This window comes from Bradyrhizobium sp. KB893862 SZCCT0404 (assembly GCF_018130885.1).
GTDB lineage: Bacteria > Pseudomonadota > Alphaproteobacteria > Rhizobiales > Xanthobacteraceae > Bradyrhizobium > Bradyrhizobium stylosanthis.
The window spans coordinates 289,280-301,977 of sequence record NZ_JAFCLT010000003.1 but is presented as its reverse complement, the minus strand read 5'-3'; the positions used below and the strand labels follow the sequence as shown (position 1 = coordinate 301,977).

General features: G+C 63.4%; 12 protein-coding genes and 1 pseudogene. 10 read left to right on the top strand and 3 right to left on the bottom strand.

All coding sequences use genetic code 11. The features are described 5' to 3' along the window. The first annotated feature begins 35 nt into the window (after positions 1–35). Positions 36–2,018, top strand: coding sequence for a conjugal transfer protein TraG (locus JQ617_RS15410; RefSeq protein WP_212027059.1), 1,983 nt, complete (start codon positions 36–38; stop codon positions 2,016–2,018). Positions 2,019–2,023: 5 nt separating this feature from the next. Continuing rightward, positions 2,024–2,455, top strand: a complete 432-nt coding sequence (locus tag JQ617_RS15405) for an oligosaccharide--protein glycosyltransferase subunit 2 (RefSeq protein WP_212027058.1) — start codon at positions 2,024–2,026, stop codon at positions 2,453–2,455. Positions 2,456–2,483: 28 nt separating this feature from the next. Here JQ617_RS15405 and JQ617_RS15400 read toward each other — a convergent pair whose 3' ends face one another. Next, a complete protein-coding gene (locus JQ617_RS15400; protein ID WP_212027057.1) occupies positions 2,484–3,215 on the bottom strand; it encodes a hypothetical protein in 732 nt (243 codons plus the stop codon). A gap of 395 nt (positions 3,216–3,610) precedes the next feature. On the opposite strand from JQ617_RS15400, the pseudogene JQ617_RS15395 reads away from it, so the two are divergent. Further along, positions 3,611–3,958 (top strand): annotated as a pseudogene (locus tag JQ617_RS15395) (P-loop NTPase family protein); the annotation flags it as partial. Here JQ617_RS15395 and JQ617_RS15390 read toward each other — a convergent pair. Together JQ617_RS15390 and JQ617_RS15385 are read right to left on the bottom strand one after the other, a co-directional pair. Next, positions 3,930–5,132: an MFS transporter gene (locus JQ617_RS15390; RefSeq protein WP_212027056.1), complete on the bottom strand. Its 1,203-nt coding sequence runs from the start codon at positions 5,130–5,132 to the stop codon at positions 3,930–3,932. The pseudogene JQ617_RS15395 and the gene JQ617_RS15390 overlap by 29 nt on opposite strands. A gap of 163 nt (positions 5,133–5,295) precedes the next feature. Beyond that, complete coding sequence (locus JQ617_RS15385; protein ID WP_212027055.1) at positions 5,296–5,934, bottom strand: chloramphenicol phosphotransferase CPT family protein; 639 nt, start codon at positions 5,932–5,934, stop codon at positions 5,296–5,298. 257 nt (positions 5,935–6,191) lie between these two features. Here JQ617_RS15385 and trbB point away from each other — a divergent pair, with 257 nt between their 5' ends. The 7 genes from trbB to trbL are packed head-to-tail and all read left to right on the top strand — an operon-like array spanning position 6,192 to position 12,693. Continuing rightward, positions 6,192–7,190 (top strand): P-type conjugative transfer ATPase TrbB, encoded by a 999-nt coding sequence (gene trbB, locus JQ617_RS15380; RefSeq protein WP_212027054.1) that lies wholly within the window; start codon positions 6,192–6,194, stop codon positions 7,188–7,190. A 14-nt stretch (positions 7,191–7,204) separates the two neighbouring features. Beyond that, complete coding sequence (locus JQ617_RS15375; protein WP_212027435.1) at positions 7,205–7,528, top strand: TrbC/VirB2 family type IV secretion system protein; 324 nt, start codon at positions 7,205–7,207, stop codon at positions 7,526–7,528. Continuing rightward, positions 7,528–7,803: a VirB3 family type IV secretion system protein gene (locus tag JQ617_RS15370; RefSeq protein ID WP_212027053.1), complete on the top strand. Its 276-nt coding sequence runs from the start codon at positions 7,528–7,530 to the stop codon at positions 7,801–7,803. Before JQ617_RS15375 ends, JQ617_RS15370 begins: the two co-directional genes overlap by 1 nt. A 7-nt stretch (positions 7,804–7,810) precedes the next feature. Then, the gene (gene trbE / locus JQ617_RS15365; RefSeq protein ID WP_212027052.1) at positions 7,811–10,249 is read left to right on the top strand and encodes a conjugal transfer protein TrbE; all 2,439 of its coding nucleotides are present in this window, start codon (positions 7,811–7,813) and stop codon (positions 10,247–10,249) included. Next, positions 10,246–11,004 carry a P-type conjugative transfer protein TrbJ gene (gene trbJ, locus JQ617_RS15360; RefSeq protein WP_212027051.1) on the top strand — a complete coding sequence of 253 codons (759 nt, stop codon included), beginning with the start codon at positions 10,246–10,248 and terminating at the stop codon, positions 11,002–11,004. Before trbE ends, trbJ begins: the two co-directional genes overlap by 4 nt. 10 nt (positions 11,005–11,014) lie before the next feature. Continuing rightward, entirely contained in the window at positions 11,015–11,335 is a 321-nt protein-coding gene (trbK-alt, locus tag JQ617_RS15355) for a putative entry exclusion protein TrbK-alt (RefSeq protein WP_212027050.1), read from the top strand. Beyond that, complete coding sequence (gene trbL / locus JQ617_RS15350; RefSeq protein ID WP_212027049.1) at positions 11,332–12,693, top strand: P-type conjugative transfer protein TrbL; 1,362 nt, start codon at positions 11,332–11,334, stop codon at positions 12,691–12,693. Before trbK-alt ends, trbL begins: the two co-directional genes overlap by 4 nt. The last annotated feature ends 5 nt before the right edge of the window (positions 12,694–12,698 follow it).

Here is a 12,698-nt window from a genome sequence, read left to right as displayed (position 1 = left end):
CCTCCAATCAACGACGTCAGAAAAGGGCGGGCGGCATGTCCGCGACCACGATTCTTTGGGGGCAGGTCATCACGGTCTTGGCGATCGTCCTGCTCGCGATCTGGGCCGCGACGGAATGGACCGCTTGGCGGCTCGGGTTCCAACCGCAACTGGGGCAGCCCTGGTTCGAACTGATGCATTTTCCGTTCTATCTCCCGCCCGCCTTTTTCTGGTGGTGGTATGCCTACGACGCCTATGCGCCGTCGATCTTCATTGAGGGCGGCTACATCGCCGCATCCGGCGGCATCATCGCCGCGGCCGTCGCGATCGGCATGTCGGTCTGGCGCGCCCGCGAAGCGAAGAATGCCGAGACTTATGGGTCCGCGCGGTGGGCGGAGGCAAAAGAGATCGAGCAGGCTGGATTGCTTGGACCCGACGGCGTGGTGCTCGGCCGGTTCGAGCGCACCTATCTTCGCCATGATGGACCGGAGCATGTCCTGTGCTTCGCACCCACGCGATCGGGCAAGGGCGTCGGCCTCGTCATCCCTTCGCTATTGACGTGGCCGGGCTCGGCTATCGTCCACGACATCAAGGGGGAGAACTGGCAGCTCACCGCCGGCTTTCGCGCCCGACACGGCCGTGTCCTTCTGTTCGATCCGACCAACGCGAAGTCGTCGGCCTATAATCCGTTGCTCGAGGTGCGCCGCGGCGAGTGGGAGGTGCGCGACGTCCAGAACATTGCCGACATTCTGGTCGACCCGGAGGGCAGCCTCGAGAAGCGGAACCACTGGGAGAAAACCAGTCACGCGCTGCTGGTCGGCGCGATTCTCCACGTTCTCTATGCCGAGAAGGACAAGACCCTCGCCGGCGTCGCAGCCTTCCTGTCCGATCCGAAGCGGCCAATCGAGACGACGCTTGCCGCGATGATGCGGACCGCGCATCTCGGTGAGGCCGGTGTCCACCCCGTTGTCGCCTCCGCCGCGCGCGAGCTGCTGAACAAATCCGGCAACGAACGCTCCGGCGTCTTGAGCACCGCCATGTCGTTCCTCGGCCTCTACCGGGATCCCGTGGTGGCGGAGGTGACGCGGCGCTGCGACTGGCGGATCACCGACATCGTCGGCGGGGACCGGCCCACCACGCTGTACCTCGTGGTGCCGCCGTCGGACATCAACCGCACCAAGCCGCTGATCCGCCTGATCCTCAACCAGATCGGCCGCCGCCTGACCGAGGATCTGCAGGCCAAGGCCGGAAGGCGCCGGCTCCTCTTGATGCTTGACGAATTCCCGGCGCTCGGCCGGCTCGACTTCTTCGAGTCAGCGCTGGCCTTCATGGCGGGTTACGGCATCAAGAGCTTCCTGATCGCCCAGTCGCTGAACCAGATCGAGAAAGCCTACGGGCCCAACAATTCGATCCTCGATAATTGTCACGTCCGGGTCAGCTTTGCGGCCAACGACGAGCGGACCGCCAAGAGGGTGAGCGACGCCCTCGGCACGGCGACCGAGATGAAGGCGATGAAGAATTATGCCGGCAGCCGGCTCGCGCCTTGGCTGGGCCATCTGATGGTGTCGCGGTCGGAGACCGCCCGCCCGCTGCTGACGCCCGGTGAGATGATGCAGCTGCCGCCATCAGATGAGATCGTCATGATGTCGGGCCTCCATCCGATCCGGGCGAAGAAGGCGCGCTATTACGAAGACGGACGCTTCCAGGAGCGCATCATGGCGCCGCCGACGTTGACCAAATCCAACGATAGGCGGCCGGACGACTGGAGCTCACGGCCACTGCCGCCGCGTCCATCGGCATTACCGGCGCCGACCGACGACCAGGCGGATGACGAGGATCCAAAGACTGCGGATCGCCGGCGGCATCCGGAACTGGATCGAGACATCGTGGACAAGAAGGAGCCGCTCGACAACGAGTTCGCGGCCGACCTCGCCGACGAGTTCGATGAAGATGCGCCGCAGATCAGGCGCATGAACGACATGATGCAGGGTGTCGCGCGCCAGGCCTCGCTCGATCCTGGCGACGATCTCGGATTGTGAGCAGCATGACCGTGCCGAAGAAAAAGGCCCAGATGTCGGTCTATCTCGATCCGGACGTCATGAAGGCGCTGTCGGCCTATGCCGCCCGGCGCGAGCAGCCGATGTCGCTCATCGCCGAAGCCGCCATTGCGTCCTTTCTGTCGCCGGACGCCGATGAGCGGCGGGAGGCGGCTGTTGCCAAGCGCCTCGATCAGATTGATCGCCGCATCGCGCGGCTCGAACGGGATGTCGGGATTTCGGTCGAGACCATGGCGCTTTTTATCCGCTTCTGGCTCACAACCACGCCGCCGCTCCCCGAACCGGCCGCCAAGGCAGCGAGAGCACAGGCCGGAGCGCGGTATGATAATTTCGTAGCAGCGCTCGGTCGCAGGCTCAGCCAAGGCCCGAAGCTACGGCAGGAAATCCCGGAGGATGTTCAGGAGAGCGAGTCGACGTGAGGATGGCCCCTTGATGTGCCTATGATCGCTAGCCGTGTGGACGAAAATCCCGCCGCGGTGGGGGTTCAATGCCGTGCATCGCGAGCAGTTCTTGTGCGAGAACCGACGCTGCATAACCGATCTCCTCAACGCACGCGGACGCGTCTGTTTCAACGTCGGTCGGCGAGAAGGCAAGGACAGGAACGCCAGAGACGACCATTGTTCGGGCTCGAACTCGGGTGTGAAGGTCTTCAGGTAACGCGCGGTTGGGAGCATGGCACTCAACCGCCAGCCATCGAATGTCACCCTTCATGCAAATCTTCAGCACGAAGGCAGGTGTGAAATCCCGGATCTTCTGTTTGACACCCCATAATGTGCCCCAATCGGGACTACCTTGGGCGCCCCAAGCACACTGATAGCGGATTTCGTTGTATCCGTCGGTCCCTTCCAGCGCGAGATATGCGGAAAGCCTTGCAAGGATAGGATCATCCGCCTGCTCGGTGGCGAGGAGCAGGTCGTCACCGAATCGCTCAAGAAACCGCCGCGCCACCCCAATATTCGCGATCACAGTGCCTGTATCGTCGTGGCCCGCGGCAATTGCTTCCGCAATCGCCTCAATAATGATCTCTTCGCCCCGAGCCGCGATGGCCTCATAGAAGTCAAGCGGCGGAATCGGAATTTTATGCTCCGACAATTTGCGAGTCGTCGCGAGCACGACCTCACGGAGCAAGCCAGGATGCCAACCGCGAAGCGGATTGAGGTCTGAATGGTTATCGCTCATGTCACTTACGAGGTTCGAGATTCATGACATAAACTTATACTCCTGAGTCTGACCGATCTAAATCGCTATCGGGAGCAGTCTGTCAGCGCGGCACCGTCCTGAGCAATTCAGGGGGAGAATCGACCGTATGCGTGGGCCGTTGAAATCGCCCTTCGCTGACTCCGGTACCCGAATATTTGGCGTCAGAGTTCGAGTGGTACGTCTTCTCTACAGCAAGTATTTTTTCTCTGCTCTACGCCCGCTCCCTACGACGGCTGAATACTTGTTGAACTAACCCGTTTCCTGCCTTTTCTATCCATCCCCGTCGCCGATCGGTTTTTGCGATTGGCGCTCGACGGGGGACGATCGTGGCGGGCACTTCACTCCATTCGGAAGCGTTCTCGCGCGGCGCGCGCATGCTGCGCACCGCGCTTGGGCCCGCGATCGCCACCTTCCTCGAAGACCCCGCGATCGTCGAGGTGATGCTCAACCCCGATGGTCGGCTCTGGATCGACCGCCTGTCCGGCGGCCTCGAGGATAGCGGACGAACGATGTCCGCGGCCGACGGCGAGCGGATCGTGCGCCTGGTCGCGCATCATGTCGGCGCTGAGGTGCATGCCGAGAAGCCGCGCGTCTCGGCCGAGCTTCCCGAGACGGGAGAGAGGTTCGAAGGACTTCTGCCGCCTGTCGTTGCGGCACCGGCCTTTGCGATCCGCAAGCCCGCCGTCGCTGTTTTCACGCTGGACGACTACGCCGCGGCCGGTCCTGAGCCTTCGTCCAAAGGAATAGCCCGCCGACGCAGACCACAATAACCACGCCACATGCCATGTAGAGGGTTGCCTCGGCGGCTCCCGGCACAATTGTCGGGAGGAGATATATGGCAAGCCCGAAGCCGCCCGTAAGCAAGGTCGTGAACGCCTGCACACGGCCAATCATGCCAGAGTCCACAACCGTCAAAAGGTGGCCGTTGGCGGCCGCTCGCGACACGTTCCAGAGCATGCCTGCCACACAATAGAGGACAATGGCGGCGGCCCGATTCGGCGCGAGGGAAAACAAGAACAACGATGCGCCAGCAGCAGCCAGGATTGCGGGTGTGAGACCTTGCAGATGTTTCGCTATGGACGTAAAGCCCACCAACGCCAATGCGACCGTGCCAGTGATCGCGGCAGCCATTTCCAGCAGGCCAAACAGGCCACTGTCACCGCCGAGCGATCGGATCACAAAACCCGGAAGGAGAAGGTTGGTAATCTGGATCACGGCAAATGCCAGCCCGACCGTCACCGCCGCTGAGAGGGCTGGAGGGCTGATGAGCAAATAGCCGAGAGCCTGCCGCGACGCAGGAAGCAAGCTAAGCCGTTGAGGCGATCGGACGTCGCGAGCTTTCGCTGTGATCAGTTTCAGCACGGGAAGACATGCCAGAGCTATTGCCGCGAACATCAGTGCGGACGTCGGACTGCCAAGCCGGTCAATGGCAAGACCGGTAGCGCCCGTCCCGATCGCGATGCCCAGCTGATTGAAAAGGGCAAGTCGAAGGGCGAACCCCATGCGCTGGGCTTCGGGGACGATTGCCTGCAAGATGCCGCTCAGTGATCCCGACAGAAGCGCAAAGCCAAAGGCTCCTAATACGCCGGAAGCGATGAGAAGGACTGGCGATAGAGATTCCGCAACAAATCCGACAGGAGCGAGAACGGCCAGCCCCAAGGCTCGGATCGTCTGCCCCGCCACCGTGACCTGCGCGCGATCATGACGATCGGCCAGGTGACCAGCTACTGGCGTGAGCAACAGCCCGGCCACGCTGGATGAGAGCAACACCAGACCAACCAGCCCAGAACCACCAATGTGGAAAGCGACCCAAGCGGGCAGAACAATACCAACACCGACGATAAAGAAAGAAGCCGACGAAAACGCGATAAACAGAGGTCTTGCCAAATCTTTCACGCTGAATTCGCCTCAAGGAGATCGTTATTGGATTGCCGTCTCTCAATGAAACGACATCAATGACCTTGCAGTTGCGCTAGTTCGTCATTTTTCCGCAAACACAGGCCCCATTGACCGGGCTATGAACATGGTTGCTCGTCTCCGCACTCAAGCAGAGTTCGTCTCATTTGCTATACGCAGATGCGGCCAACTTCTCAAATGCGGTCGGCTGTTCGTGGGAATTTTCGAGTCGCTGCAGGATAGTTGCTGCACAATCTTGAGGACTGGCGGACGATGTGTCGATTTCGAGATCGTAGATACCGGGAACGTGGACCTCCTGCTGCCATGCCAGCACTGGGGCCGGTACAGGCCCTTGATTGGAGCCCGTTAGATATACATTCTCTCGGCCAACCTGACCTTGTCGTCTGCGCTCCATGATGACCTCGATGGAGCAGCGAACGCCAACAAACAGGACCGGTAGGCCGAGTAATCGCCGCGCGCATTCGACGAGGATATTGACGGGCCTTGCATAAGAATTGTGATGTCCGACGTCGACGACCACATTTGGTCCCAACCGACTGTGAGCTGCAATCGACTCATAGAGGGCCGCGTAGCAGACAGGAATCAAAGGTTCGAGATCCGGTCGTTCGCCGCCTGGGCGAACGCCAATACCTGGTTGGTAGCGACTTGGTGTCATTTCCCTGACATAGACGTCAACGCCCAGATTGATCCAAGGACCATCGATATTCTTCACAATGCTCGACTTACCTGATCGGGGAGGTCCATTCAGGATCACAATTTGTCCTGCGCTTCCGGAATTCATTCAAAGTTCCTCAAGGATGAGATTGTGGACGAGCATCGTTTGAGCGGATGACCCCCTCGCATTGCCGATAAGTCCCTATTGCGGAGATTTGTTGTGAAAGGTTCGATCAGGACGCCTTAGATCGAGCAAGTATTTTTTCTCTGCTCTACGCCCGCTCCCTACGACGCCTGAATACTTGTTGAACTGCGCTAGTTCCTGCCTTTTCTATCCATCCCCGTTGCTGATCGCTTGCTGCGGTTGGCTTTCGGGGGACGATCGTGGCGGGCACTTCACTCCATTCGGAAGCGTTCTCGCGTGGCGCGCGCATGCTGCGCACCGCGCTGGGTCCCGCGATCGCGGCCTTCCTCGAAGACCCGGCGATCGTCGAGGTGATGCTCAACCCCGACGGTCGGCTCTGGGTCGACCGGCTGTCCGGTGGCCTGGAGGATAGCGGACGAACGATGTCCGCCGCTGACGGCGAGAGGATCGTGCGTCTCGTCGCGCACCATGTCGGCGCGGAGGTGCATGCCGAGAGGCCGCGCGTCTCGGCCGAGCTTCCCGAGACGGGCGAGAGGTTCGAAGGACTTCTCCCGCCCGTTGTTGCAGCGCCGGCCTTCGCGATCCGCAAGCCCGCTGTCGCCGTGTTCACCCTGGATGACTACGCGGCGGCCGGCATCATGACGGCCGGGCAGGCGGGCCTGCTCCGCGATGCCGTCGCCGCCCGCAAGAACATCCTGGTCGCCGGCGGCACCTCGACCGGCAAGACGACGCTGACGAACGCGCTGCTGGCCGAGATCGCTGGCACCACCGATCGCGTGGTCCTGATCGAGGATACGCGTGAGCTGCAGTGCCGCGCTCCGAATCTGGTCGCGCTGCGCACCAAGGACGGCGTCGCGTCGCTATCCGATCTGGTCCGCTCCTCCCTGCGCCTACGCCCTGACCGGATTCCGGTCGGCGAGGTCCGGGGCAGCGAAGCCCTGGAGCTTCTCAAAGCCTGGGGCACGGGCCATCCCGGCGGGATCGGAACGATTCACGCCGGCACGGCGCTCGGCGCGCTTCGCCGCCTCGAGCAGCTCATCCAGGAAGCCGTCCTCACCGTTCCCAAGGCGCTGATCGCCGAGACCATCGATCTCGTCGCGGTGCTGCGCGGCCGCGGCAGCGAGCGCCGCCTCGCCGAACTTGCTCTTGTCGCCGGCCTCGATCCCGCCACCGGCGATTACCGCGTTCAATCAGCCGAGGCGGGCGGCCAATCCTCGCTTCCGAAGGACCCATCATGATCCAGTTCTCTCCCGTGATTCGTCGCGTGCGACTCCGCTTCACCGGGCTCGCAGCGATTGCCTTCATCTCCGTCGCGTTCGCGCCTGCGGCATACGCCTCCGGCTCCTCGATGCCGTGGGAGACGCCGCTCAATCAGATCCTGGAGTCGGTGCAGGGTCCGGTCGCGAAGATCATGTCGGTCATCATCATCACCGTGACCGGCCTGACGCTCGCCTTCGGCGATACGTCGGGTGGCTTCCGCCGGCTGATTCAGATCGTCTTCGGACTGTCCATCGCCTTTGCCGCCTCGAGCTTTTTCCTGACCTTCTTCAGCTTCTCCGGCGGAGCTTTGGTGTGATGGCCGGCATCGTCGATCCAGAAGTGCCGGGCTTCTTTGCGCCGGTCCACCGCGCGCTCACGGACCCGATCTTGATGGGCGGCGCGCCCCGCACCGTTGCGATCGCGAACGGCACGTTGGCGGCGGCAATAGCGCTCGGCCTTCATCTCTGGATACCCGGAGCGTTGATTTGGGCCGTAGGCCATGCGGCGGCGGTCTGGGCGGCCAAGCGCGATCCACAGTTTGTGGACGTCGTTCGACGTCACCTCCGCTATCCCTCCTACCTCGGCACGTGAGGCCTCCATGCTGAACCTCGCCGAATATCGCAGCCGGCCCAAAAGCCTCGCCGACTTCCTGCCCTGGGCCGCTTTGGTCGCAAAGGGCGTCGTCCTCAACAAGGACGGCGCGTTCCAGCGCACGGCGCGCTTCCGTGGTCCGGATCTCGACAGCGCAACGCCCGCCGAGCTCGTCGGGGTGACGGCCCGCCTCAACAACGCGCTCCGCCGTCTCGGCTCAGGCTGGGCGATCTTCGTCGAGGCCCAGCGCATCGCTGCCCAGACTTACCCGCACAACACCTTTCCCGACGCCGCATCGGCGCTGGTCGACCTGGAGCGACGGCATGCATTCGAGGAGGCTGGAGCCCATTTCGAGAGCCGATATTTCCTGACCTTCGTCTGGCTTCCGCCGGCCGAGGACGCCTCGCGCATCGAGGGCTGGCTCTATGAGGGCCGCGCGCAGAGCGGCGTCGATCCTCACGAGCTGCTGCGCGGCTTCGTCGATCGAACCAACCGCGTCCTGCAACTGGTCGAAGGGTTCATGCCCGAAATAGCGTGGCTCGACGATGGCGAGACGCTGACCTACCTGCATTCGACCATCTCGACCCGGCAACAGCGCGTCCGCGTCCCCGAGACGCCGATGCATCTCGACGCGCTGCTCGTGGACGAGCCGCTCGCCGGCGGTCTCGAGCCGCGCCTCGGCAGCCACCACCTTCGCACGCTCACCGTGGTCGGTTTCCCAACCGCCACCTATCCCGGAATCCTGGACGAGCTGAACCGGCTTGCCTTCCCCTACCGCTGGTCGACGCGCGCGATCCTCCTCGACAAGACCGAGGCGGTAAAACTGCTGACCAAGATCCGCCGTCAGTGGTTTGCCAAGCGCAAGTCCATCGCCGCCATCGTCAAGGAGGTGATGACCAACGAGGTCTCGACACTGGTCGACAGCGATGCGGCCAACAAGGCCGTCGATGCCGACCTCGCTTTGCAGGAACTTGGCACCGACGACGTCGGCCAGGCCTATGTCACCGCGACCGTCACCGTCTGGGACGAGGATCCCGGTGTTGCCGCCGAAAAGCTGCGCCTCGTCGAGAAGGTGATCCAGGGCCGCGACTTCACCTGCATGCCGGAAGGGGTCAACGCGCTCGAAGCCTGGCTCGGCTCTCTGCCGGGGCACGCCTACGCCAACGTCCGCCAGCCGCCGCTCTCGACATTGAACCTCGCCCACATGATTCCGCTGTCGGCGGTCTGGGCCGGGCCGGACCGGGATGAGCATTTCCGGAGCGCCCCGCTGTTCTTCGGCAAGACCGAGGGCTCGACGCCGTTCCGCTTCTCCCTGCATGTCGGCGACGTCGGCCACACCCTGATCGTCGGCCCGACCGGCGCCGGCAAGTCCGTGCTGCTGGCGCTGATGGCGATCCAGTTCCGCCGCTACCGGAAAAGCCAGATCTTCGCCTTCGATTTCGGCGGCTCGATCCGCACAGCTGCGCTTGCCATGGGCGGCGACTGGCACGACCTCGGCGGAAGTCTGTCGAACAGTGCGGAGAATTCCGTCTCGCTTCAACCGTTCGCGCGTATCGGCGATGCGGCGGAGCGCGCCTGGGCGGCGGAATGGGTGACGGCGATCCTCGCCAAGGAAGGCGTCACCATCGATCCGACCGCGAAAGAGCATGTCTGGTCGGCGCTGACTTCGCTGGCTTCCTCGCGGGTCGAGGAGCGGACGATCACGGGCCTGACGGTGCTGCTGCAATCGGCCGCGCTCAAGCAGGCGCTGCAACCTTATTGCGTCGGCGGACCCTCCGGCCGGCTGCTCGATGCCGAGGCCGAGCAGCTCGGATTTGCATCGGTGCAGGCGTTTGAGACCGAGGGCTTGATTGGCGCTGGTGCTGCGCCTGCCGTCCTCACCTACCTCTTCCATCGCATCGAGGGCCGGCTCGACGGCCGGCCGACCCTCCTCATCATCGACGAGGGCTGGCTCGTCCTCGACGATCCGGCCTTCGCGCAACAGCTGAGGGAGTGGTTGAAAACGCTCCGGAAGAAGAACGCGTCCGTCGTCTTTGCCACCCAATCGCTCTCCGACATCGACGGCAGCAATATCGCCCCCGCGATCGTCGAGAGCTGCCCGACACGCATCTTCCTGCCGAATGAGCGCGCGATCGAGCCGCAAATCACCGCGATCTACCAGCGGTTCGGTTTGAACGACCGCCAGATCGAGATCATCGCGCGGGCGACGCCGAAGCGGGACTATTACTGCCAGTCCCGACGCGGCAACCGGCTCTTTGAACTCGGCCTCGGACCGATTGCGCTCGCCTTCTGCGCCGCGTCCTCCAGGGACGACCATGCCGCGATCGAACGGCTGCTCGCCGAGCACGGCCGCGACGGCTTCACGCCCGCCTGGCTCGCGGATCACGAGCTGCTCTGGGCTGCCGACCTTATCCCTGACCTGACAAACCTGGAGGTGCAACCATGATCGTCTTTAAGATGCGGCGTGCCAGCCTGGTCGCCGCGACCGCTCTCTCGTTGATCCCGTCGATCTCGCCGCTTTTGACGACGCGGGCTTGCGCGCAGTGGATCGTCTACGACCCCACCAACTTCAGCCAGAACGTGCTGACCGCGGCGCGCGAGCTGCAGCAGATCAACAATCAGATCCAGATGCTGAATAATCAGGCCCAGAGCCTGGTCAACCAGGGAAAGAACCTCGCCAACCTGCCGCTGTCGACGCTGACCCAGCTCCAGGCACAGGTCGCGCGGACCCAGTCGCTGCTGAGCCAGGCCCAGAACATCGCCTTCAACGTCGAGCGCATCCAGACGGCATACTCCACGACCTATGGCACGGCGGCGGCTACGGGCTCGAATGCGACAATGGTTGCCGCGGCTCAAAGTCGTTGGCAGAACTCGGTCGGCGCCTTCGAGGACTCGCTGAAGGTGCAGGCCGGCGTCGTCGGCAATATCTCGACCAACTCCAGCGCAATGAGCTCGCTGGTCACCGCCAGCCAGTCAGCGAGTGGCGCCCTGCAGGCCGCTCAAGCCGGCAACCAACTCCTTGCCCTGCACTCCCAGCAGCTCTCCGATCTTGTCGCGGTTCTCGCCGCGAAGGGGAGGGCAGACGCGCTGGAGCAGGCGCGCGTGACGGCGGCCGAGTCGCAAGGCGCCCAGCAATACAAGATCTTCTCGACGCGCAGCGGCTATCAGCCCGGCAACGTCACCATGTTCAGCGGCAACTGAGACACCTCTCATGGAGCGCTCGGATATCCTTCGCGCAGGCGCGATGATCGTCGTGTTTGTGATTTTCCTCGCCACGCTGCACGTCATCCATCGGCGTCCGGCTGAGCGGCCCGTATCCGACGCCCCCTCTGCCTCCACTCCCGATAACCTCTCGGCCGAGCTGCTCCGCTGCGCTGAGCTCGGACCCCAGGATGCCGAAGATCCGCACTGCCAGGCGGTTTGGAAGGAGAACCGCGCGCGCTTCTTCGGCAGGCCGGCGCGGCCACTTCTGCCGCAAGCCGCGCCGGCCACACCGCCGACGACGAGCACCACGCAGGGAGAGAAGCGTTGAACAACGTCGGCGTTATCGATACCTTCCTCAATACGTTCACGACCTACATTGATTCAGGCTTCGGTCTGGTCAAAGGCGAGGTGACGTATCTCTCGTCGACGTTGATCGTCATCGACATCACCTTGGCCGGCCTGTTCTGGGCCTGGGGCGCAGATGAAGACATCCTCCAACGGCTGGTGAAGAAGACCCTCTACATCGGTTTCTTTGCCTTCATCATCACCAACTTCAACAAGCTCTCAGCGATCATTTTCAATAGCTTCGCCGGCCTCGGCCTGAAGGCCGGCGGCTCCTCGATCTCGCAAGCGGATTTTTTGCGACCCGGCAAGCTCGCGCAGGTCGGGCTCGACGCCGGGCAGCCGCTGCTCGATGCAGCAAGCCAGATGATGGGCTTCACCAGCTTCTTTGCGAACTTTGTCCAGATTGCCGTTCTGATGGTGTCCTGGCTCTTGGTGCTGATCGCCTTCTTCATTCTGGCGGTGCAGCTGTTCGTCACGCTGATCGAGTTCAAGCTGACGACGCTCGCCGGTTTTATCCTTATTCCCTTTGCCCTCTTCAACAAGACCGCCTTCCTTGCGGAGAAGGTGCTGGGCAACGTCGTTGCCTCCGGCGTGAAGGTCATGGTGCTCGCCGTCATCGTCGGCATCGGCACCGGGCTCTTCTCCCAGTTCACGTCCGCCTATGGCGGCGGCCAGCCGACCATCGAGCAGGCGCTCTCCGTCGTGCTGGCGGCGCTCGCCATGCTCGGTCTCGGCATCTTCGGGCCCGGCATCGCCACCGGGCTTGTGTCGGGAGCGCCGCAGCTCGGCGCGGGCGCCGCCGTCGGCACCGGCCTCGCTGTTGCCGGCACAGCGATGGTCGGCGGCGCGGCGCTCGGTTTGGCCGGAAGGGGAGCGATGGCCGCGGCCTCAGGTTCAGCTGCGGCCGCGCGTGGTGGTGCGGCGATGGCGGGCGGCATGTCCTCCGCCTACAGCCTCGCCTCGGCCGGTCGGTCCGGCGCTGGCGGCGTCGCGTCCGGTCTCGGTGGCGCGGGCCGCGCGGCGGCAAGTAGCGCCGCAGCTCCCGTCAGACGCGCCGCTTCGCAAGCAGCCGGGGCCATGCGGGAGAGATTCGCCTCAGGCGCCCGGGCCGGTGTCGCCAACACCGGTGGCTCCTCGACGATGGGGACCATTTCGAGTGGCGAGGCCGCAAACGATGAAGCCGCATCTCAAGCGGCGAGCGAAAGCGCTCCGCCCGCCTGGGCCCGGCGCGTCAAGCGCAATCAGACCGTGATTCACGGAGCTCAGACAGCCGCGCAAGCCCTCAAATCCGGCGACAGCCATGGTGGCGGTCACTCCGTCGATCTCTCGCAAGGAGAATAGCAAGT